Source organism: Pseudomonas floridensis (genome assembly GCF_002087235.1).
Taxonomy (GTDB): Bacteria; Pseudomonadota; Gammaproteobacteria; order Pseudomonadales; family Pseudomonadaceae; genus Aquipseudomonas; species Aquipseudomonas floridensis.
The window spans coordinates 1-21131 of sequence record NZ_MUIO01000110.1 but is presented as its reverse complement, the minus strand read 5'-3'; the positions used below and the strand labels follow the sequence as shown (position 1 = coordinate 21131).

16 protein-coding genes and 1 pseudogene are annotated in these 21131 nt (G+C 60.1%); 5 read left to right on the top strand and 12 right to left on the bottom strand.

The features are described from left to right. Positions 1-7 precede the first annotated feature (7 nt). The 10 genes from BZK31_RS24100 to glgA form a co-directional block, all read right to left on the bottom strand. Positions 8-661 (bottom strand): glycosyltransferase family 2 protein, encoded by a 654-nt coding sequence (locus tag BZK31_RS24100; RefSeq protein WP_083185789.1) that lies wholly within the window; start codon positions 659-661, stop codon positions 8-10. Next, positions 633-1256: an SAM-dependent methyltransferase gene (locus BZK31_RS24095; protein WP_083185788.1), complete on the bottom strand. Its 624-nt coding sequence runs from the start codon at positions 1254-1256 to the stop codon at positions 633-635. Before BZK31_RS24095 ends, BZK31_RS24100 begins: the two co-directional genes overlap by 29 nt. Beyond that, the gene (locus BZK31_RS24090; protein WP_083185787.1) at positions 1253-2026 is read right to left on the bottom strand and encodes a PIG-L deacetylase family protein; all 774 of its coding nucleotides are present in this window, start codon (positions 2024-2026) and stop codon (positions 1253-1255) included. Before BZK31_RS24090 ends, BZK31_RS24095 begins: the two co-directional genes overlap by 4 nt. Then, positions 2023-3033 (bottom strand): acyl-CoA dehydrogenase family protein, encoded by a 1011-nt coding sequence (locus BZK31_RS24085; RefSeq protein WP_083185786.1) that lies wholly within the window; start codon positions 3031-3033, stop codon positions 2023-2025. The genes BZK31_RS24090 and BZK31_RS24085 overlap by 4 nt, the downstream gene beginning before the upstream one ends. Then, positions 3030-5213, bottom strand: a complete 2184-nt coding sequence (gene glgX, locus BZK31_RS24080; RefSeq protein WP_083185785.1) for a glycogen debranching protein GlgX — start codon at positions 5211-5213, stop codon at positions 3030-3032. Before glgX ends, BZK31_RS24085 begins: the two co-directional genes overlap by 4 nt. 157 nt (positions 5214-5370) lie before the next feature. Continuing rightward, positions 5371-5760, bottom strand: coding sequence for a DUF2934 domain-containing protein (locus BZK31_RS24075; RefSeq protein ID WP_083185784.1), 390 nt, complete (start codon positions 5758-5760; stop codon positions 5371-5373). 17 nt (positions 5761-5777) lie between these two features. Further along, positions 5778-8561: a malto-oligosyltrehalose synthase gene (locus BZK31_RS24070; protein WP_083185783.1), complete on the bottom strand. Its 2784-nt coding sequence runs from the start codon at positions 8559-8561 to the stop codon at positions 5778-5780. Continuing rightward, positions 8558-10636: a 4-alpha-glucanotransferase gene (gene malQ / locus BZK31_RS24065; protein WP_083185782.1), complete on the bottom strand. Its 2079-nt coding sequence runs from the start codon at positions 10634-10636 to the stop codon at positions 8558-8560. The genes BZK31_RS24070 and malQ overlap by 4 nt, the downstream gene beginning before the upstream one ends. After that, positions 10626-12440 (bottom strand): malto-oligosyltrehalose trehalohydrolase, encoded by a 1815-nt coding sequence (gene treZ, locus BZK31_RS24060; protein WP_083185781.1) that lies wholly within the window; start codon positions 12438-12440, stop codon positions 10626-10628. Before treZ ends, malQ begins: the two co-directional genes overlap by 11 nt. 18 nt (positions 12441-12458) lie before the next feature. Continuing rightward, positions 12459-14051, bottom strand: a complete 1593-nt coding sequence (gene glgA / locus BZK31_RS24055) for a glycogen synthase GlgA (RefSeq protein ID WP_083185780.1) — start codon at positions 14049-14051, stop codon at positions 12459-12461. Between the two features lie 600 nt (positions 14052-14651). On the opposite strand from glgA, the gene BZK31_RS24050 reads away from it, so the two are divergent. Beyond that, positions 14652-15143: a GNAT family N-acetyltransferase gene (locus tag BZK31_RS24050; protein WP_083185779.1), complete on the top strand. Its 492-nt coding sequence runs from the start codon at positions 14652-14654 to the stop codon at positions 15141-15143. 184 nt (positions 15144-15327) lie between these two features. Here the strand turns inward: BZK31_RS24050 and BZK31_RS24045 are convergent, their stop codons facing one another. Next, entirely contained in the window at positions 15328-15501 is a 174-nt protein-coding gene (locus BZK31_RS24045) for a DUF6026 family protein (protein WP_083185778.1), read from the bottom strand. A gap of 313 nt (positions 15502-15814) precedes the next feature. Between BZK31_RS24045 and gnd the strand changes: the two genes are divergently transcribed. The 4 genes and pseudogenes from gnd to BZK31_RS24025 all read left to right on the top strand — a co-directional run. Beyond that, positions 15815-16789 (top strand): phosphogluconate dehydrogenase (NAD(+)-dependent, decarboxylating), encoded by a 975-nt coding sequence (gene gnd / locus BZK31_RS24040; protein WP_083185777.1) that lies wholly within the window; start codon positions 15815-15817, stop codon positions 16787-16789. Next, positions 16789-18321 (top strand): glucose-6-phosphate dehydrogenase, encoded by a 1533-nt coding sequence (zwf, locus tag BZK31_RS24035; protein WP_083185776.1) that lies wholly within the window; start codon positions 16789-16791, stop codon positions 18319-18321. Before gnd ends, zwf begins: the two co-directional genes overlap by 1 nt. Continuing rightward, positions 18314-19147 carry a Cof-type HAD-IIB family hydrolase gene (locus tag BZK31_RS24030; protein ID WP_083185775.1) on the top strand — a complete coding sequence of 278 codons (834 nt, stop codon included), beginning with the start codon at positions 18314-18316 and terminating at the stop codon, positions 19145-19147. The genes zwf and BZK31_RS24030 overlap by 8 nt, the downstream gene beginning before the upstream one ends. Positions 19148-19255: 108 nt before the next feature. After that, positions 19256-20926: pseudogene (locus BZK31_RS24025) on the top strand (glycoside hydrolase family 15 protein); the annotation flags it as partial. Here the strand turns inward: BZK31_RS24025 and BZK31_RS24020 are convergent. Then, the gene (locus tag BZK31_RS24020; RefSeq protein ID WP_425273303.1) at positions 20842-21042 is read right to left on the bottom strand and encodes a glycoside hydrolase family 15 protein; all 201 of its coding nucleotides are present in this window, start codon (positions 21040-21042) and stop codon (positions 20842-20844) included. The pseudogene BZK31_RS24025 and the gene BZK31_RS24020 sit on opposite strands and share 85 nt — an antisense overlap. Positions 21043-21131: the final 89 nt, after the last annotated feature.

The following is a 21131-nucleotide window of genomic DNA, read 5'->3' as shown; positions in this document are numbered from 1 at the left end:
GCGGCGATCAGGGGGTGAGCGAGCGCAGGTAGTCGCCAAACCCGCCACGGGCCTTGGAGTCCAGACGGGTGCTGGTAGTGACTCGCGGACGGCAGCTCCAGGCAATGCGCGCACCGCTCAATTCCAGCTGACGAACCAGATGCACATCCTCATGGCAGGCCAGTGCGGGAAACCCCCCGGCGCGCAGGTACGCGATCGAGCTTATGCCCAGGTTGGCGCCATGGATGTGCCGATGCCCGTCGCGATGTTGGTAATGCTTGTTGTAGGCGGTCTGCGCCGCAATGGAGATCTCCTGACTCCAGGCGCCGGGAGTCACCGTCCCGCAGACCGCATCGGCGTCCAGTGCCAGTTGTTCGGCGAGCCAGTCGCAGGCCACGCTGCTGTCACCGTCGGTGCAGGCCAGCCAGCGTGCCCCTCGGTCGAGCAGCCAGGCAGCGCCCAGGGCGCGGGCCTGGCCGACATTGCGTGCCTCCACGTCCAGAGTCGTGACGCCATAGAAGCGGGCGATGTCCGCGGATCGGTCCGTGCAACTGTCGAGCACCACCAATACCTCGACCGGCTCGCCGTTCAGCGCAGGGTGCGCAGCCGCCAGTAGCACCGTTTCCAGACACAGGTCCAGCAACCGCTCTTCGTTATGAACCGGTATCAGAATGCCGATCATCCCAGAACTCCTGTTCAGCCACAGATCTTCCATCACGGCTCCACAGGTCCAGCAGGAAATCCTGTTCGTGATGACTAAAAAGCCGGTGCATCGAAAGCCGCTCAGTGAGGACGTCGTGAACACGTTGAGCGGTCAGTGGGCACTCCTCTATATCGGGTCGCCAATGGCAGGCGAGCAGTTGCCCGTCCGGAGATAGCGCCTTGAGGGCGCAGTCGATCCAGCGGTGCAGATCTTCCAGGTCCAGGTAATAACCCAGTTCGCTGAGCACAATCAGGTCGAACTGACCGGCAGGCCATTGCTGTGGCAGGCGTGCCTGCACCACGCTGACGTGGCTAAACTCGCCCAAGCGTTCGCGTGCCAGTTCAACGGCGCGTTGTGAGGTGTCGCAGCACAGCAGGTGCTCGCAACGGCTGGCCAGTTCGGCACTCAGTTCTCCGTTGGCACAGCCCGGTTCGAAGATCGATGAGTAGCGCTCACGGGGCAAAGCGGCCATGCACAGCGCCCGCTTGCGTCGTTCATACCAGCGCTGCTTGAATGCCCACGGGTCGCTGTCGTGGCGGAAAAGCGCGTCGAAATAGCTGTCGGCCACGCTCATATGAACACCACTTCAAAAGGTTGCAACAGACGTTCGAGCACGCCGGCGGGCAGCACTGGCGACAGTCCGATTCCGGGATCGCCCTGTAACTGGCTGGCGAAGGCATGGGCAGCGTCACGCTTGCGGGCGATGGTTTCCGGGTCGAGCAGCACTTTGCGCGCACGGTCCCAAGGCAGGCGCTCGTCTTCAGGATCAGCCCAGTGCCAGGCCCAGACCGGTACTTCGTGAAGTTGAGCCGAGGTGTGTTGACAGGCTTTTGCAGCGGCACGGCCCACGGCCTCGTGATCACCATGCCCGTCGCGCGACCAGGTGGCGAACACCACATCAGTGGCGCACAGGTGCTGCTCCAGCAACACAACCAGCGCCTCTTCGTCAGCGGCAACGCCGCCATCCTGCAGGCCTGCGCGGAGCCATTCGAGACGCTCCAGCGGGATGTCCAGCCGGTTCAGTGCATCGGCGCTTTCCTGCGGGCGAATTACGCTCAAGCGCTGGACCGGCCACAGGGTCGAGCCCGGATGGCTGGCCGTGCCGTCAGTAACCGAGATAAGTAGAATTTCGCGCTCCAGTTGCGCCAGTTGACGCATCAGTCCGCCACAGCCCAAGACTTCGTCATCCGGGTGCGGCGCAATGATCACGGCTCTGCAATTGGGCGGCACCAGCAGGTCAGCGGTAATCGCTGCCACGGCGCCGAGCTTTTTCGAGGCGTTCCAGGCCTGTAGCGGTGTGCCACGGCCGGATTCGTCTTCGTTGACGACAAAGCCTTCACTCATAATGACCACGCCCCGCTGAGCGACTGGCTGCTGACATGAAGACCCAATGCTGCCAGATCCTGCTCGGCGTGGCTTTGGCGCAGAAACACCGGCAGATCCGCGATCAGACGGGCGAAATGGGCGTCCTTGCAATACGGCCCTGCGCCGAGTGCGCGGCCGACATGCTGGATCACTTGCTCGGAGCAGGCTTCGATCAATGCCCGGCAGCGTCTGGCCAACAGCTCGGCGTTGTCGAAGGGAGCAGCGTCCAGTTGACCCGCTGCATCACGCAACACACAGGCTGCACCATACAGTGCGGTGTCGACGCCGCCCAGATGAGCCAATGCATGCGGCTCTTCACGCTTGCCGGCCTGTTGCAGCAACCGCTGGGCAAGGGCTCGGGACGCACCATACCAGCACGCCGCGATACCGATACCGCCTTGCCAGAAGCCAGGCCGGCCCAGGTAATCGCCGGGCGCGCCAATGCGCTGTCCGACCGCCTGATCGAACAGCACGTCGACACTGCCGGTCGCGCCCATGCCAACCGCACGCCAGCCGTCGGTGCTGATCTGCACGCCCGGCTGGTTTAATGGCACCGCCACCAGTTGCTGGCGTTGTTCTTCGTCCCATACGGTGATCAGCGCATGACTGAGCGCAGACGCGCCCGAGCACCAGGCCTTGCGGCCGTTGAGCCGAAGCGTGTCGCCGTCACCGCTGAGATTGACCCGGGCCTGTGGTGGCTCTGCCGCCCACATGCCCCAGGTACTGAATTGTTCGGGGGGCGGGGCACTCAGTTCCGCCATGATCGCCAAGGCGTCTGTGTGCCCCTCGTACAGCTTGCATAACCCCAGATCATGGCCTGCAACGCAGGCCAGTGCCTGCCAGCGCTCAAGCGTCTGGCCGCTGGCAGGCAGAGGGATCTGGTCGAACCCTTCGTTGACCACGGCCTGCAAGCACTCGCCCAGCGCACGCGTATCGGCGTAGCCGTGTTTGCGCCAGTCGAGAAACTCGCTCAAGGCCTCGGTCATTGCTGGTCTTCGCGCTTCAGTTCGAACAGCAGCAGCGAGCGTGGGGTGACGGTGTATTCAGTACCGAAACCAAATTGCTCCTTGCTGCGTGCATCGTCCTGATTGGTGTCGATCAGGCAGGTGTAGTGAGTGCCTTCCGGCACCTCAGGCAGGGTGAAGTTGACGCCTTCGTGATGCGCGTTCACCACCAGCAGCAACGTGGCATCGGCACCTGGGCGACGGATACCGGTTTCCTGCGCGCGACCGTCCATCAACATGCCCAGGCAGCGACCGTTGCTGTCGTGCCATTGCTCGACCGTCATTTCGTTGCCATCCGGCGCGAGCCAGGTTACGTCCTTGACACCGATTTCTTCGTTGTAATCGCCCACCAGGAAGCGGCTACGGCGCAGGATCGGGTAACTCTGACGCAGCTTGATCACGCGGGTGACGAACTTCAGCAGTGCTTCGCCGTCACCGTCCAGATCCCAGTTGACCCAGCCAATCTCGCTGTCCTGGCAGTAGGCGTTGTTATTGCCGTGCTGGGTGCGGGCGAACTCGTCACCGGCCACGATCATTGGCGTGCCTTGAGACAGCAGCAGGGTGGCGAAGAAGTTACGCATCTGGCGCAGACGCAAGGTATTGATTTCAGCGTCGTCAGTCGGCCCTTCGACACCGTGGTTCCAGGACAGGTTGTTGTTGCTGCCGTCCTGGTTGTTTTCATCGTTGGCTTCGTTGTGCTTGTCGTTGTACGACACAAGGTCGTGCAGCGTGAAACCATCGTGCGCGGTGATGAAGTTGACTGACGCTTGAGGGCGTCGACCGCGCTGGTTGAACATGTTGCCCGAAGCAGTCAGGCGTGCTGCGAAATCGGCCAGTTGCCCGTCATCACCTTTCCAGAAGGCACGCACGGTATCGCGGTATTTGTCGTTCCACTCCATCCAGCCCGGCGGGAAGCCACCGACCTGATAGCCACCGGGGCCACAGTCCCAAGGCTCGGCGATCAGCTTGACCTGACGCAGTACCGGGTCTTGACGGCAGGCGACCAGGAAACTGTGGCGCTCGTCGAAGCCATCGTGGTAACGGCCCAGAATGGTCGCCAGGTCGAAGCGGAAGCCATCGACATGCATTTCCGACGCCCAGTAACGCAGGGAGTCCGTGACCATCTGCAGCACGCACGGGTGACTCAGATCAAGGGTGTTGCCAGTCCCGGAATCGTTGATGTAATAGCGCTTGTCGTCCGGCATCAGGCGATAGTACGAGGCGTTGTCGATACCGCGCATCGACAGGGTAGGGCCCAGCTCGTTGCCTTCGGCGGTGTGGTTGTAAACCACGTCCAGAATCACTTCAAGGCCGGCGTGGTGCATATGCGCGACCATTTCCTTGAATTCGGCGATTTTGCCGTGTGCAAGGTAACGCGGGTCCGGGGCGAAGAACGCGATGCTGTTGTAGCCCCAGTAGTTGGTCATGCCTTTTTGCAGCAAGTGCTGGTCGTTGACGAACGCGTGGATCGGCAGCAACTCGACAGAGGTCACACCCAGTTTGCGGATGTGATCGACGACGTCGGCCGAACCCAGGCCGGCGAATGTGCCGCGCAGTTCTTCCGGGACAGAAGGGTGGCGCATGGTATAGCCGCGAACATGGGTCTCGTAGACGATGGTCTTGTCCCAAGGCGTACCAACGCGCTGATCACGGCCCCAGGTGTAGGCTTCGTCGATGACCTTGCTCTTGGGCACGAATGGCGCACTGTCACGCTCATCGAAGCTCAGATCGCCATCGGGGTGGCCGATGGTGTAGCCGAACAGCGCTTCGGACCATTTCAGTTCCCCGACCAGCTGTTTGGCATAGGGGTCGATCAGCAGTTTGTTGTGGTTGAAGCGGTGGCCGTTCTTCGGGTCATAAGGTCCGTATACACGGTAGCCGTAGATCAGGCCCGGGTGCGCATCGGGCAGGTAGCCGTGGTAGATCTCGTCGGTGTATTCCGGAAGCTCGATGCGTTCCAGTTCGACTTCGCCAGTGGAGTCGAACACACACAGCTCGACCTTGGTAGCGTTGGCCGAAAAGATTGCGAAGTTGACGCCCAGGCCATCCCAACTGGCACCGAGTGGAAAGGGAAGTCCTTCACGGATCCGTGAGGGGGTACTGGCAGGGTTTTCTAGTGTGGCCGAACTGTCGTCTGCCGATGTTTTGGACTTCGTATTCATGGTGCCTTCCTGACGTCGAATGATTTTCTAAGCGGCCGAAACCGTTATCGAAGCCGAGCGGGCTTCAACACTGAAGTTAAAGATTGGGGTTACCGCAGGTCTCACCGGGAACCGGATGGGACCTGCGACAATGGACTTGCGTGGAGACAGAAGAGTTTCAAGTATTCGATGGCTTGCGTGGTTTCTTCGGCGCAGGCTTGGCTGGTGCGTCGCCTTGGGCCGCCGCAGGGGCCGGTTTCGGCTTGGCAGGCGCCTTGGCTTTCGGGGCCGCCGCAGGCTTGGATGCCGCAGGTTTGGCAGGCTTGGCCTCAGGCGCTGCCTTGGCTGCCGGCTTGGCCGGACCTTTGGCAGGCGCCTTGGCGCTGTCTACCTCTGGCAACTTCGGCTTGTTGGCCTTGCGTGCAGTGGTCTTGTCCGGCGCCAGAGCTTCGGCTTCCGCCAGCTTTCGCGCCATCTCCCAGTGACGGGCGTCGTGACCGGAGGGTTTACCTTCGGACTCCCAGATCTGATAGGCAAATTCACGGATTCTTTTTTCGTCGGCACTCATCTCGACACTCCCAGGTATTACATAGTTTGAATAAGCATATTGACGGAAAATTCTTCAAGCGCTGCGCTGAGCGGTATTTCCCCATCACTCATCACGACGACGTCAGAAAAGAGGCCTTTCCACGGTGTCTCTGAATCGGAAAACGGCACGCTGATACGCGTGTCGCCCCAATGAGCAGCATTAATGAATGGAGCCTGCGCGGTGCCCAATAGTTCACTGGATATGCGCGGCACCACCACGATCGCCCGCTCGTTCGCCGTTACTCGCGCGAATGCCAGCACTTTTTCGGCATGACTGCCTTTCACTTCCAGCGGGACATATTGCCCTTCACTGAACAGCGTCGGGTGCGTGGCGCGCACCTTGAGCGTCGCTGCAATCAGTGCCTGTTTGATCCGGCCGTCGTGCCAGTGAGTCAGCAACTGCGGGGCGCTGACGTTGGCGGTCAGCGCCTGTTGCCGAGCAGCATAGTCCACGGGGCGGCGGTTATCCGGATCGACCAGACTGAAATCCCAGAACTCTGTCCCCTGATACAGATCGGGCACACCGGGCACCGTCAAGCGTAGCAAGGTTTGCGCCAGGCTATTGAGCGCACCTGCGGTCGCAATACGGCTGGCCGTCGCGCTTATAGACTGGCGCAGAGCGAGGGCTTCAGGCGCCAGCAGCAAACGTTGCAGAAACTCTCGGCAGGCGGTTTCGTACGGCTGGTTCGGCGCGCTCCAGCTGCTTTGCAGCTTGGCTTCACGCAGCGCCTTTTCCTGCCACTGCACCATGCGTTTGGCGTATTCCTCGTGGGCCTGTTCGCCCTCCAGGTCAAGCGGCCAACTGCCCAGCAATGCTTGATAAAGCATCAGCTCATCGCCAGCGCTGATCGCCGGGTCTTCACCTTTGAGCGGCGCAGCCAGCTGGCGCCAGCGTTCTACCTGCTCGGCATACCAGTCGGCACATTCGCTCAGCACGGCAAGACGCGTACGGGTGTCTTCGCCGCGTTTGTGGTCATGTGTCGCGGTCGCCAGCAGGTTGTCCGGAAAGGTCTCGATACGTTGCAGGCAGGCTTGGTGGAAGTCTTTCGCCGGTGCACTGAAATGTTGCGGATGGAAGCCCACATCGTTGCGCGACAGCAGCACGGCGGAGCGGTAGAACGAGGTGTCTTCCACCGATTTGGCGGCTACGGGTGACGTCAGTTGCTGGAAGCGCACGCAAGCGTTTTTGTACAGCTTGCGCACGTGCCCGCGTGGCAGCTTTCTCCAGGACTCACCGCCCAGCCAGCGGGCGAGATAGTCGAGTACCGGCCAGTCGCCCTCGTTCAAGGTCGAACGCGCACCGTCCATGGCGTGCTGGAAGAATCGCTCGTCTTGCGCGGAACGCCCGCAGACGGTGATGTAAGTGCGGTAGACCGGGAAGTTCACGATCAGGGCCAGCAGCGCACGGCGGATGGCACCCAGCGTCAGGTCCCGGCTCATCAGGTCGCTGCGGGCAACCTGCAACAGCGACTGCGCAACGTTTTCGAAGTCGCCCGCCAGCGTGCCGTGCAGCACCAGATCGCGTGCCACTAACACTTCTTCGTCGAAGTTGGCAGTACGTTCCGTGAGCCGACTCCACAGCTCGCCCAGTGGCGCTTCACCCTTGGGATCGTGTTGCAGCAGCGACACCTGGTTCATGAATTCGTAGCCGGTCGTGCCGTCCACGCTCCAGTCCTGACGCAACGGCTCGTCGGGACCAAGGATCTTCTCGACGAAGACCGGCAGATGGCTCAATTGCGCATCGGCCGGACGCTGGCTCAGCAACCCCTGCACGCGACGGTGCAGCTTGCGGCCGTAACCGCGTGGATTGGCGAGCCCGTCGATATGGTCAATGCGCAGGCCGTCAATGAGGCCGTCAGCGATCAACTGGAAAATCTTGCCGTGCGTGGCCTCGAACACGTTCGGACGTTCGACGCGCAGACCGCCCAGTTCGTTGATGTCGAAAAAGCGCCGCCAGTTGATGTCATCCCCGGCCGTACGCCAGCTCGCCAGACGATAGTACTGACGCTCCAGCAGCTGGTGCAGGCGGTCAAACCCTTCAGGCTTGCTTGAATCGAAGCGTGCGGTGATTTGCTCGATGGCCTTGAGCACCTGCGGATCGCTCGCCAGCTCGGCCAGATCGGCCTTGGCCTGGCGCGCACGTTCGTAGGCTTGCGGGTATTGATTGAGCGCCGCGAAGCGCTGGCCCAGTTCGTCCAGTTGCGCATGTCCGGTATCTTGCAACAGCGCGTCGTAGGTGGTCGGGCAGACCGGAAAGTGATGCTGGTAGTGCTCGATATGGAACGAGCCGTGTTGCGCGTTGAAACGCAACGGAATTTCGCCGGCCTGCAATACCGTGCCGTAGTCGCTGCTCAGGAATGGCAGAAGCAATTGACCGGCCAACAGTGGGTCCGGTGAATTCCACTGGATGTCGAAGAAGTCGGCGTAAGGGCTGCGACGTCCCCACTCCAGCAGGTCCAGCCACCATGGATTGTCCGCACCGCCGACGGCCATGTGGTTGGACACGATGTCGAGGATCATGCCCATGCCGTGCTTGCGCAGCTCCGCCACCAGCCGCAGCAGGGCGGGCTCGCCGCCCAGTTCCGGGTTGATGACGGTAGGGTCTACAACGTCATAGCCGTGCATGGAGCCAGAACGGGCTTTAAGAATGGGTGAGGCGTACAAATGGCTGATGCCGAGGCTGGCGAAGTACGGCACCAAAGGAACGGCATCATCCAGCGTGAAGTCTTTGTGAAACTGCAGGCGTTGAGTGGCTCGTAACGGTTGTAATGGCTGATTCATCGGTCGCGCTCCGCAGCTTGCAGCCGGGATTGGGACAGCAATTCCAGTCGTCGAGCAGCATCTTGGTTATCAAGGAGTGAGGCTGCATCGCCGGGAAGGCGTCTGCACCAGTTAGGGTGGCTGTCGATAGTGCCAGGCAGGTTGGCCTGCTCCAGGACGCCGATTGCATCTTCAACAGGCAGCAGCACCAAGGGCGCTCGGGTATGGCCCAGGTAGCGAATGCTTGCGTCGATGATCTGTGCGGCATCTTCGGTATTTTCGTCGAAGCCGTCGTTGCTCTGGCCCAGCGCACGGCGCAACGCATCGTATTCACGGGCGCGCTCATCGCGCCAGTGCCGTTCGCTCTGTGCGTCGACATGGCCCAGCCGCGCGTTCCACTCGATGTCCAGCTCGCTCAGCCATCCCGCAAGGGTCGGCAAGTCGTGCGTGCTGGTGGTGGCCAGTGCCTCGGCGGACCAGTCCAGAATCGGCTTGAAGGAACCGTTGTTCTGTTCGAACAGCAGCACACGCATACCGAGCATGGCGCGGACACTCAGTTTCTCGCTAAGGCCTTCGGGCACAGTGCCCAGATCCTCGCCGAGCACGATCGCCTTGTGACGCAGCGACTCCAGACTGAGCAGACGCAGCATGTCGTCGAGCGGATAGTTCAGATAGGCGCCTTCGCTGGGCGGTGAACCCAGCGGCACGACCCAGAGCCGCTGCAAGCCCATGACATGGTCAATGCGCAGGCCGCCGGCATGGGCGAAGTTGGCGCGCAACATTTCGATGAAAGCCCTGAAACCGTTGCGTTTCAGGCCTTCGGGAGAGAAAGCGGAAATGCCCCAGCTTTGACCCGCACGGTTCAAAATGTCGGGCGGGGCACCTACCGTCAGGGCTGATAGCAGCTCATCCTGACGACTCCATGCCTGACTGCCGCCGCCATCGGCGCCCACTGCCAGGTCAGCGATGAGGCCTACGCGCATGCCGCTGCTGCGCGCTGCAACCTGTGCTCGCTCCAGGCCGCGTGCGATCAGCCATTGGGTAAACGCATGGAAGCTGACCTGCGGGCCGTGATCGGCAGCGAAGGCCGACACCGCTTCACTGCGCGGATCTTTCAGGTCGTCCGGCCATTCGTGCCAGTTGTCACTGATGCCCATCGCCGGACATTCAGCGCGCAGAGCTTCGAACCGACAATGGTTTTCCAGCGCTTCACCGCCTGTGTGACGAAAACTGTTGAAGTCTTCGTGCAACGGATGCGAACCGGCACTGAAAGCCTCGTACAAGGCATGCAAGGCCTTCCACTTGGCGGCTGCGGCGGCTGGCCAGTCAATCAGGGGCAGTGTCTCGAGACGCTTAAGTTCATCACCGACACCCGCGTCCTCGATGGCCTGACGCCACGCACGCTCACCCAGAATCGCGCCAGGCGAAGCGTACAGACTGTTCAAAAAGAGTCGGCTTGAAGGCGAATACGGGCTGTATCGATGCGGGTCGCTGGCGAACATCGCGTGTATAGGGCTGATTGCCAGTGCGTCGGCACCTCGTTCGCCAGCGGCACGAACCAGATTTTCCAGCGCTTGGGTATCGCCAAACCCGCCATCGCCTTCGCGGCGCAATCCATACAACTGCACCGTCAGGCCCCATGCGCGGGGCGTGGACGTGTCGGTGGCCATCGCCATGCTGAAGCAGGTCTTGGGCGCGACAGCGATTGTCAGGTGCTGACCGGCAATCTCCAATTGCTGATACCCAGGCGGTGCCAGAGCGGGCAGGTGGGCATCGGCCGTCAGCCGCGCATCCAGCGAGGAACCCTCTTCCAGGTGCAGGATAAAAGGCGTATGCGGTTCGAACCAGGCGGACAGGTCCAGATTGGCGTCCTGATCCACCGTAAGCAGTGGCGGTGCGCCTGCGCCTTCGCGCTCGGCCTGCAGGCGTTGCAGACTGGCGTCTATCGCTTCGCTGCCGTCTGCTGCATAGCCTAGCGCCTCCAGTACCTTGCGCAACACATCAGGGCTGACGGTCTGGGGGCGCGCGTTGGCGTCCACCCAGTGCACCGACAGTCCGGCTTCAGTCGCAAGCCTCTCCAGTTGCTCATTGTTCATCCCGTTTCTCCATAACATCGCTTGCTGTCAGGCTGACAATGGCCGTGTATGGATTGAGGATGTGCCGATGTGAAAGTTCGGCCGATTTTGGCTGGGTGGAGAAAATCACTCGCGCATCATCCTGTTGCGTCAGGGTGACAGGCTTTTCACCCAGGTTGAGGTCAATGCGCAGCACGCTGCCATCGCTCATGCGCCAGCGGGCACTGACCGCATGATCGGCGAGGACGTCAGCGCCGAGCGAACGCGCACCTTGCAGACGCGGAATGATTTCCTGCTTGCGCAAGGCCAGCAACTGCTTGTAAAGCTCCAGCCAGTTGCGATGATCCAGCCCCTTGTCGGTTTCCAGAGCCATGGCACTGAAAGCGGGTCGAGACGCCTCGAAGGTGCTCGGATCGTTGGGGTCAGGAATATGCTCGCGACGCTCTGGATCGGCAAACGCGGCAAAGTCGGCGAATTCGTTGCGTCGGCCTTCGCGCACCGCGTCGGCCAGTTCGCCGTGATGGCTGGTAAAGAACAGGAACGGCTCGCTGGCCGCCCATTCATCACCCATGAACATCAACGGAATCATCGGCGAAAGCAGCAGCAGAGCAGTCGCCGCTTTCAGCGCCGGAGCCGGGCACAGTTGCGGGAGGCGCTCGCCCAGCGCCCGATTGCCAATCTGGTCATGGTTCTGCAAGAACAACACAAACGCGCTGGGCGACAGATGGCCGCTCGGCTCGCCGCGTGTGTGCCCATGCCGGGTCTGCTCGCCCTGATAAACGAAGCCTTCGCTCAGCAGGCGTGCCAGCTTATGAGTCGGCTGCTGCGCAAAGTCCGAGTAATAGGCATCCGTTTCGCCGGTCAGCAGCACATGCAGTGTGTTGTGCCCATCATCGTCCCACTGCGCGTCGAAGCCTTTATCGAGCAGACTGGCCTGATTGAATTCATTCTCCAGATTCAGCCACACATGCCGCTCGGGATCGAGGCGATCACGCACGCGCTCGGCGAATTCAGGCAGAAAGGTTTCGTCGCGGATCGCATGCACGGCGTCCATGCGCAGACCGTCGAAACGGTACTCGAGCAGCCACATCAGGGCGTTGTCTACAAAGTAGTCACGCACTTGCGGACGACGGAAATCGATGGCATCGCCCCATGGCGTGTGCAGATCGCTGCGAAAGAACTCCTTGGCGTAGCTGCCCAGGTAGTTGCCGTCCGGACCGAAGTGGTTGTAGACCACGTCGAGAATCACTGCCAGACCGTGACCATGCGCCGTGTCGATCAGGTGCTTGAGTTGTTCGGGAGTGCCGTACGAAGACTGCGGGGCGTAAGGCAGTACGCCGTCATAGCCCCAGTTGCGATCACCGGGGAACTGCGCCAGCGGCATCAGTTCGATAGCGGTCACGCCCAGATCAGCCAGGTGCTTAAGGTGTTTCTCAACCCCTGCATAGCCACCAAGTGTCCCGACATGCAGCTCGTAGATCACGGCTTCGTGCCAGGGACGACCTTTCCAGCCAGTGTTTTGCCATTGATACGCGAGAGGGTCAACCACGATGCTGGGTGAGTGAACATCGCCAGCCTGGAATCGGGAAGCGGGGTCGGGAACCTTGATTTCCCCATTGATGTTGAACTGATACCGAGCACCCGCCTTGCAGCGGGCCTCCAGCACGAACCAGCCATCTGGCTGCGGGAGCATGGCCAGTGACTGGCCATCCTCCAGTTCAACGTTGACGGTGTAGGCGTCCGGTGCCCAGAGGGCAAACCGGGTGTGTTCGGGATCTATCAAAACGGCGCCGTGGCGCCAGCTATCTTCTGTGCGCAGAGGCATCCATTGACCCCTTTTTCCTCAGTAGTGAATTGAAACACCCGCATTTTTCTTCAACAGGTCGCGATACAGTTCTGCGTAGGGCTCTACCGCTTGATGCCAGTTGAACGGGGCGGCCATGGCGCGGCAGCGCATGGCATTGAGCAGCTCTGGGTGGGCAAACACCTGGAAAGCACGATTAAGGGCTTCGGCGTAGCTCTCCACAGTCGATTCATCGAACAGAAAACCGGTGACACCGTCTTCGATCGTGTCGGCCAGACCGCCTGTGTTACGGGCAACCGGCAAAGAGCCGAAGCGCTGCGCATACATCTGGCTCAGGCCACAGGGTTCGTAGCGCGAAGGCATCAGCAGGAAGTCACTTCCGGCGAACATGCGTCGGGCGTCGGTTTCATTGAAGCCGATACGCACGCCGATACGGCCCGGGAAGCGCGCGGCGAGGGCGCGCATGGCGTCTTCTTCCTCGGGTTCGCCACGACCGATGATCGCGATCTGGCCACCGTTATTGACGATGTGCTCGGCCACGCCAATGGTCAGGTCAAGACCTTTCTGATAGACCAGACGCGACACCACGGCAAACAGCGGACCTGTCGACTCGTCGAGATTGAACAGTTCACGAACGTAGTCGGCGTTGATTTCCTTGCGCAGCCATTCGTTGGGCGCAAAGTGGCAGATCAGGTGTTCGTCGGTGGAAGCGTCCCAGCTGGCGTCAATGCCGTTTGGAATGCCACTGAGCTGGCCTTTTTCAGCCTTGCTCTGCAGGAAGCCTTCCAGGCCGCAGCCAAATTCCGGTGTGGTGATTTCCCGGGCATAGGTTGCGCTGACAGTAGTGATGTGGCTGGCATACGCCATGCCTGCCTTGATAAACGACAATTTGCCGTAGAATTCCATGCCTTCAGCGTGCAGTGCTTCGTCGGGGATACCGAGTTCACGGCTGGAACCGGTGCTCACAGTGCCTTGATACGCCAGGTTGTGAATGGTGAAAATGCTCGGTGTCGATTGACCGCGCCACTTCATATAGGCAGGTGCCAGACCTGCAGGCCAGTCATGGGCGTGAACCAGTTCCGGGCACCACTGGGTCTTCACTGCACCTGCGGCGAAATCCGCTGCGGCAAGGCCAAGGCGAGCAAAACGGATGTGGTTATCCGACCAGTCGCGGCCATGGCGGTCAGCGTAGGGTGTGCCTTCGCGTTCGTATAATTCAGGGCAGATCAGAACATAAATCACCAGCCCGTCCTTCATGTCCATCCGGCCGATCTTGCAGGCGGGCAGGCCTGCATAACCACCCAACTGGCTGATGATATGGATAGGGTTGCCGCTATTGATCACTTGCGGGTAGCCGGGTATCAGCACGCGGACATCGTGCAGGTGACGCATGGCTCGCGGCAAGGCAGCAGACACATCGCCCAAACCCCCGGTTTTCACCAGGTCAGCCAGTTCCGATGTGACGAACAGAACTTTGCGTCTGTTGATCTGGGAAAGTGTGGGCTGTGAAGTCGAAGTCGGCAGTTGCAGCAGTGGAACGCTCGTCGTAGCGAAAACCGGCAGATGAGTCAGCTCGCTGGCCGGCTGGTTAAAACTCTCTCCCTTCTGGGTTTTGACAGCGGCGCTAATCATCGTTTTCTCCCGTTCAAACAGTGTTGGTGCATCACTTGATTTTTATTGGCCATTTCCTATGGCCGGGGTATCTGCACATGCACTACGCAAGAACAGTACCTACTTTCACTATACATAGCAGCGATGCAGCGCGATGCAGCCATTCCCTGCAGTCAGCCATCAGCATAGGCGCTCTATTCACATGACCCGACCGGTCTGGAGAAGTTTCGACTTTTTTACCGGCGGTCGTCTGGCGCAGGCGTTGATGGCCTGATTACGGGCAAATGGGCGTGCAGTGTCTGCGCTTTTTCAGGGCAATGCGTTAACGACTTTCAGATCGCCTGACCGGCCGTCGGATTGTTGGACAATTATCGGTTTTAGCCCCGGCTGGATGAAAAGACGGCTGCCGGTTTCGCGGTTTTAGTGTGCGTATTCAAGTGCGCTGCCTTTTCCGGGTGCGTGGTATGTCTATTTACGGGCACCTGTTGAAATTTCCCACTTCTATACCGAAACATTTTGGCGCGTGACGGGATAGAATCGCGCTCCTTTGGCCTGCCTTTAACCGGGCAGGCCCCATCGTAAAGCACGCTTATGACGACTTATTGGTTGACGAGGACGGAAATGGAAGGCCCAGAGGTGTTGGTACTGCAAGCGAGTTACACCAATCCGGTTCATGCGAGCGCGATTGGGTTCGTCTTGAACGAATACGCTCTGGATGTAATGGGGACCGGCAAGCCGCTGTCGAGCGACACCCGCGAGCAGGTGGCAATCGAACTGGCTAAACGACCGCATGCATTCAGCGTCCTGGCTTTCATCGCTGGTGAACCCGTTGGCCTGGTCAATTGCTTCGAGGGGTTTTCGACGTTTGCCTGCCGTCCGTTAGTCAACATTCATGACGTGGCGGTCATCGCTGCGCACCGAGGCAAGGGCATCAGTCAGAAGATGCTCGCCAAGGTCGAAGAGATTGCCCGTCAGCGCGGGTGTTGCAAGCTGACGCTGGAAGTGCTCGAAGGCAATGAAGTGGCGCAGGGGGCGTATCGCAAAATCGGCTTCGACAATTATCAATTGAATCCCGAAATGGGGCGTGCGATGTTCTGGCAGAAGGCTCTATGACGTAGCGTCGTGGCCGGGCATTGCGAATTGTGTCTGGTCCGCAAAACATATCTGGCGCAAAATGCGCGCAGAGTGTCTGGGGCCGAACTGTTCAAAAGGATGGCGGGGAAGGGGGCATCAGGTGGGCAAGCCAGCGGATCGGGCTTGCCACGGGGCGGTCATGACAGGACGCAGGGTTAAAGCTTCAGAGCTGTAAGGCTGTGCCGGAAGACGACAACTGGCTTTGCTGAAGCATGAGGCTCAGATGAGCGACTCGTTTTTGCAGCTGCTCACGTTCTTCTTTCAACGCACGCAGTTCGTCGCGGCGGATCGTGACATACAGGGTTTGTGGTGCAAGTGCTGGTAGTACAGTGCCCATTGCTCACCTCGCAAATGGCGGATTCAACCTCAGAAAGGCCCGTGGCAATGACTATCAATCCCTGAGTGGCCGCTGCTAACCTCTCTATCGGCACAGATTCTGATTTCTTTTGCCTCAAATTGGAACTTTTTTATTTTTAATTGTCGCGAACGTTTCTTGATCGCGACAAAATGCACCATCGGGTGGCATGGCTGCGGTCATCTACCCTCTGGGGAACCGACGTTCTGCCTCGCTTGACTAACCAGCATGCTCACGCACTGTTGAAGCGCTGGATGACAGGTGAGGCCCCTTTTACGAGTTTAGGAGCAACTTCATGCAACTTGGGATTATTGGACTGGGCCGAATGGGCGGCAATATCGCACGGCGTTTGATGCTCGACGGTCACACAACGGTGGTGTATGACCGCGACGAAGCATCACGCAGCGCCCTGGCCAATGAAGGCTCGACACCGGCCGCCGATCTGGCCGGGCTGGTGAGTGCCCTGCAGGCACCGCGTGCCATCTGGGTGATGCTGCCCGCGGGCGCGCCGACTGAAGACACCATTCAGATCCTGAGTGAGTTGCTTGAGCCCGATGACGTGATCATCGACGGCGGCAACACTTTCTATAAAGACGATATCCGTCGTGCACAGGAGCTGACCGTCAAGGGTTTGCATTATGTGGACGTCGGTACCTCCGGTGGCGTCTGGGGACTGGAGCGTGGCTATTGCATGATGATCGGTGGCGAGAGCGCCATCGTCGAACGTCTGGACCCGCTGTTCGCCACGCTGGCACCGGGCATGGGCGACATTCCGCGCACCAGAGACCGCAAGTCTGACGACGCCCGTGCAGAGCAAGGCTATATCCATGCAGGTCCGGCTGGCTCGGGCCACTTCGTGAAGATGATTCACAACGGCATCGAGTACGGCATGATGCAGGCGTTTGCCGAGGGCTTCGATCTGCTCAAGCAAAAGAATGCCGAGCATCTGCCAGCCGAACAGCGTTTCGACCTGAACATGGCTGACATTGCCGAAGTGTGGCGTCGCGGCAGCGTGGTGTCCTCCTGGTTGCTGGACCTGACTGCCGACGCACTGGCCAGCGACCCGCAACTGGATGCCTTCTCCGGCTCGGTGGCGGACAGTGGGGAAGGGCGCTGGACGATCGAGGCGGCTATCGAACAGGCGGTTCCTGTTCCGGTCTTGTCCAGTGCGCTGTTTGCACGCTTCCGCTCACGCCAGACCAGCTCGTACGCTGACAAGATGCTGTCTGCCATGCGCTTTGGCTTCGGTGGTCACAAGGAACCCAAGTAATGGGCCTGTCACGCGGCACTTCCGAGCAAAAAGCCGAGGTTGCACCACCCACGACGCTGTTTCTGTTTGGTGCACACGGGGATCTTGTCAAACGCCTGCTGATGCCGGCGCTCTACAATCTGGCGCGTGACGGTCTGGTGGATGAAGGGCTGCACATCGTTGGCGTCGATCACAATGCGATCAGTGACGCCGACTTTGCCAGCAAGCTTGAAAACTTTATTCGCGAAGAGTCCGCCTCGAAAGTCGCGGAGTCGGGAAAGGAGCCGCTGGATCCTGCGCTCTGGGGGAAGCTGGCCGAACGCATCAGCTACGTACAGGGCGATTTTCTCGACGATTCCACTTATCAGGACATCGAACGCAAGATCAAGAGCACCGGCTCGGCCAATGCAGTGTTCTACCTCGCCACCGCGCCGCGTTTCTTCAAGGAAGTCGCGACCCGACTGGGCGCTTCGGGGTTGTTGAACGAAGCGGATGGTGCGTTTCGCAGGGTTGTGATCGAAAAGCCTTTCGGCTCGGATCTGGCCAGTGCGGTCGAGTTGAACGAATGCCTGCTCAAAGCGATGAGCGAAAAGCAGATTTACCGCATCGACCATTATCTGGGCAAAGAGACAGTACAGAACATTCTGGTCAGCCGTTTCTCCAACGGCCTGTTCGAATCGTTCTGGAACAATCATTACATCGACCACGTGCAGATCACTGCCGCCGAGACGGTCGGTGTCGAGACTCGCGGCAGTTTCTACGAGAACACCGGGGCGTTGCGCGACATGGTGCCCAATCACTTGTTCCAGTTGCTGGCGATGGTCGCGATGGAGCCGCCGGCGGCGTTCGGTGCTGATGCGGTGCGCGGCGAAAAAGCCAAGGTAGTTGGGGCGATTCGGCCATGGAGCGAGGAAGAGGCCTTGGCCAACTCCGTGCGTGGCCAGTACTCGGAGGGCGAGGTATCCGGTCGCAAGCTGGCCGGTTACCGTCAGGAAGAGCGTGTGGCAGCGGACAGCACCACGGAAACCTATGTGGCGCTCAAAGTCATGGTCGACAACTGGCGCTGGGTGGGTGTGCCGTTCTATCTGCGTACCGGCAAGCGCATGAGCGCGCGCAGCACCGAGATCGCCATCTGCTTCAAGCCTGCGCCCTATGCTCAGTTTCGCGACACAGAAGTTGACCGGCTCAAGCCAAACTACCTGAGAATCCAGATTCAACCAAACGAAGGCATGTGGTTCGATCTGTTCGCCAAGCGCCCTGGCCCGACGCTGGAGATGGAAGACATCGAGCTGGGCTTTGCCTACAAGGATTTCTTCGAAATGCAGCCGTCCACTGGCTACGAGACCTTGATTTATGACTGCCTGACCGGTGACCAGACGCTGTTTCAGCGTGCTGACAACATCGAAAATGGCTGGCGTGCCGTGCAGCCGTTTCTCGATGCCTGGGCCAGGCAACCCGAGGTGACGATGTACGAGGCGGGCAAGGATGGTCCAGGGGTTGCTGATGACCTGTTGAGTCGTGATGGTCGTGAATGGCGGGAACTCAATGTCTGAGCAATCCGGAGTGTCTGCGTCCGAGCAATCTGTGCGTTTTCTGCTTTCCGATATCGATGGTACGTTGCTGCGTCCTGATCATAGCCTGAGCCAGGCTAATATTGACGCGATTCGCGATCTGCAACACGCCGGGGTTCATTTCACCCTGGCCAGTAGCCGGCCGCCGCGTGCGATGCGTCAGGTCATCGAAGCACTGAATATCGAGTTGCCCACCGTTGCATTCAACGGCGGCACTATCACGCATGCCGATGGCCGTCTTCTGGTCGCGCATCGCATCGACCCTAAGGCCGTACGTACGTGCCTTGAGTTGTTCGCCACGCAAAAGGTTGCGATCTGGGTGTTTGCCGACGATGACTGGCTGCTGATCGATCCGAATGGCGACTATGTCGACCACGAGCATCACGCCTTGGGCTATGAGCCGGTTCAAGTCGACAGCTTTGAGCCGTATCTGGATCGGGTCGACAAGATTGTCGCTGCGAGCAAGGATTTCGAGCTGCTCAAGACGCTGGAGGCGCAGGTCAATCCGCTCATCGAGGGGCTCGCGTTCGCCGCCCGTTCGCAGCGCTATTATCTGGACGTCACCGCGCTGGAGGCCAACAAGGGCTCGGCACTCGTCGCGTTGGCGGAATATCTGCGCGTCGATCTTGCACAGACTGCGGCCATCGGTGATGGCGGCAACGACGTCGCGATGTTTCACAAGGCTGGTCTTTCGATCGCCATGGGGCAGGGCGAGGCCAGCGTGTTGAGTCAGGCTGATCATGTCACTGGCAGCAACCTCGAGGATGGGGTCGCGACAGCGATCAGGCGTTACATCCTGCCTGGCTGAGAACGAGCGGGGCTGTTTTGAAAGGGCGGCCCCACCGCCACTTGCCGGCACGGGGGTCTGAACGCAGGTATTCATGAAGGCAATTGTTCACCCACCTGAGCATTACGAATGGCCGCATTGATTGAAGACTACGCGTTGCTGGGCAACTGCCAGACCGCTGCATTGGTTGCACGTGATGGGTCTCTGGACTGGCTGTGTTTCCCGCGGTTCGATTCGCCCTCCTGCTTTTCAGCGTTGTTGGGTGACAGAGACCATGGCTGCTGGAAAATCGCGCCGCAGGCCGACATTGTCGCCGTGCAGAGGCGCTATCGTTCGGGCACGCTGATTCTGGAAACCCTGTTCGAGACCGCCAGCGGGCGCGCAATGCTGATCGACTTCATGCCGATGAACACCGCCGGGCATGTGGTGCGGATGGTGGTCGGGCTGTCTGGCGAGGTCGCCTTCGACATGGATCTGGCCATACGTTTCGACTACGGAAGCACAGTGCCCTGGGTTGAAAAGAAGAATCCTCACACCCTGACCGCCGTCGCAGGCCCGGAAATGCTGGTGCTGCGCAGTCCTGTTCCACTGCTGCCTCAGGATCACCACACGGCCAGCCATTTCAGTGTCAGTGAAGGCGAGCGCAACGTGTTTACGCTCGCCTACCAAGCGTCCTATCAGCCATTGCAGGCGGATATCGATGCCGATCAGGCGCTCGAACAGACCGAGCGCTACTGGCGCGAGTTTTCGGATCGCTGCCCTGATGTAGGTCCTTGGACCGACCAGGTAAAACGTTCGTTGATCACGCTCAAGGCCATGACCTATGCGCCCACCGGCGGCATCGTCGCGGCGGTGACCACCTCGTTGCCCGAGCAGTTGGGTGGCGAGCGCAACTGGGATTATCGCTATTGCTGGCTGCGCGATGCGACCATGACGCTGCTGGCGTTCATGAACCTGGGCTATTTCGAAGAAGCAACGGCGTGGCGTGACTGGCTGCTGCGTTCCGTCGCGGGAAATCCGGAACAGATCCAGATCATGTACGGCGTAGGCGGCGAACGTCGGCTGGCGGAGTTCGAGTTGCCGTGGTTGAGCGGCTATGAAGGTTCGCTGCCCGTACGGGTCGGCAATGGCGCGGCGACACAGGTGCAGCTGGACGTGTACGGCGAAGTGGCCGATGCGATGATTCAGGCGCTCAAAGGCGGCATGCCCCGACATCCACGCAGTGTGGCGATCTCGAAAGTGGTTATGCCGTTTCTGGAAAAAGTCTGGCATCTGCCGGACGCTGGAATTTGGGAGATACGTTCCGAGCCACGTCACTTCACGCACTCCAAAGTCATGGCATGGGTCGCCTTCGACCGCAATGCCACGCAAATCGCCCAGGCGGCGGAGGGTGACGATGATCGTGCGCTGGCCAGGCATTACCGGCAGGTGGCGGATGAGATCCATGCTGATGTCTGTCAGAACGGTTTTGACGCGCAACTGAACAGCTTCGTGCAGACCTACGGCGCGAAGGAAGTCGATGCCAGCCTGCTGCAGATCGTTTTGACCGGTTTTCTTCCGCCCGATGATCCTCGGGTGATCGGTACGGTTGCGCAGATCGAGCGCACGCTCATGCAGGACGGTCTGTTGTTGCGCTATGACGGCGAGCGAAGTATCGATGGTGTTTCAGGCAGTGAAGGCACCTTTCTGGTCTGTTCCTTCTGGCTGGCCGATGCCTACGTCCTGCTGGGCAGGGCGGATGAAGCGGCGGCGTTGTTCGGCCGATTGTGCGATCTGTGCAATGACGTCGGCTTGCTGGCCGGGCATACGGTGCGATGAAGATTCAGCGCGGTATTGATAATGCCGATGTGGCTGAACGCCTGCGGAAAATTGCCCAGCATGCGGCCAGCCTGCGGGTCGTACTGCTCGGCCAGCAAGCCGACGTCATTGCACAGATCGCACAATCGGCCGAACAACGCCGCCGCTTCATCCGCCCTGCCCAGCAGGACGTCGGCATCGGCCAGCC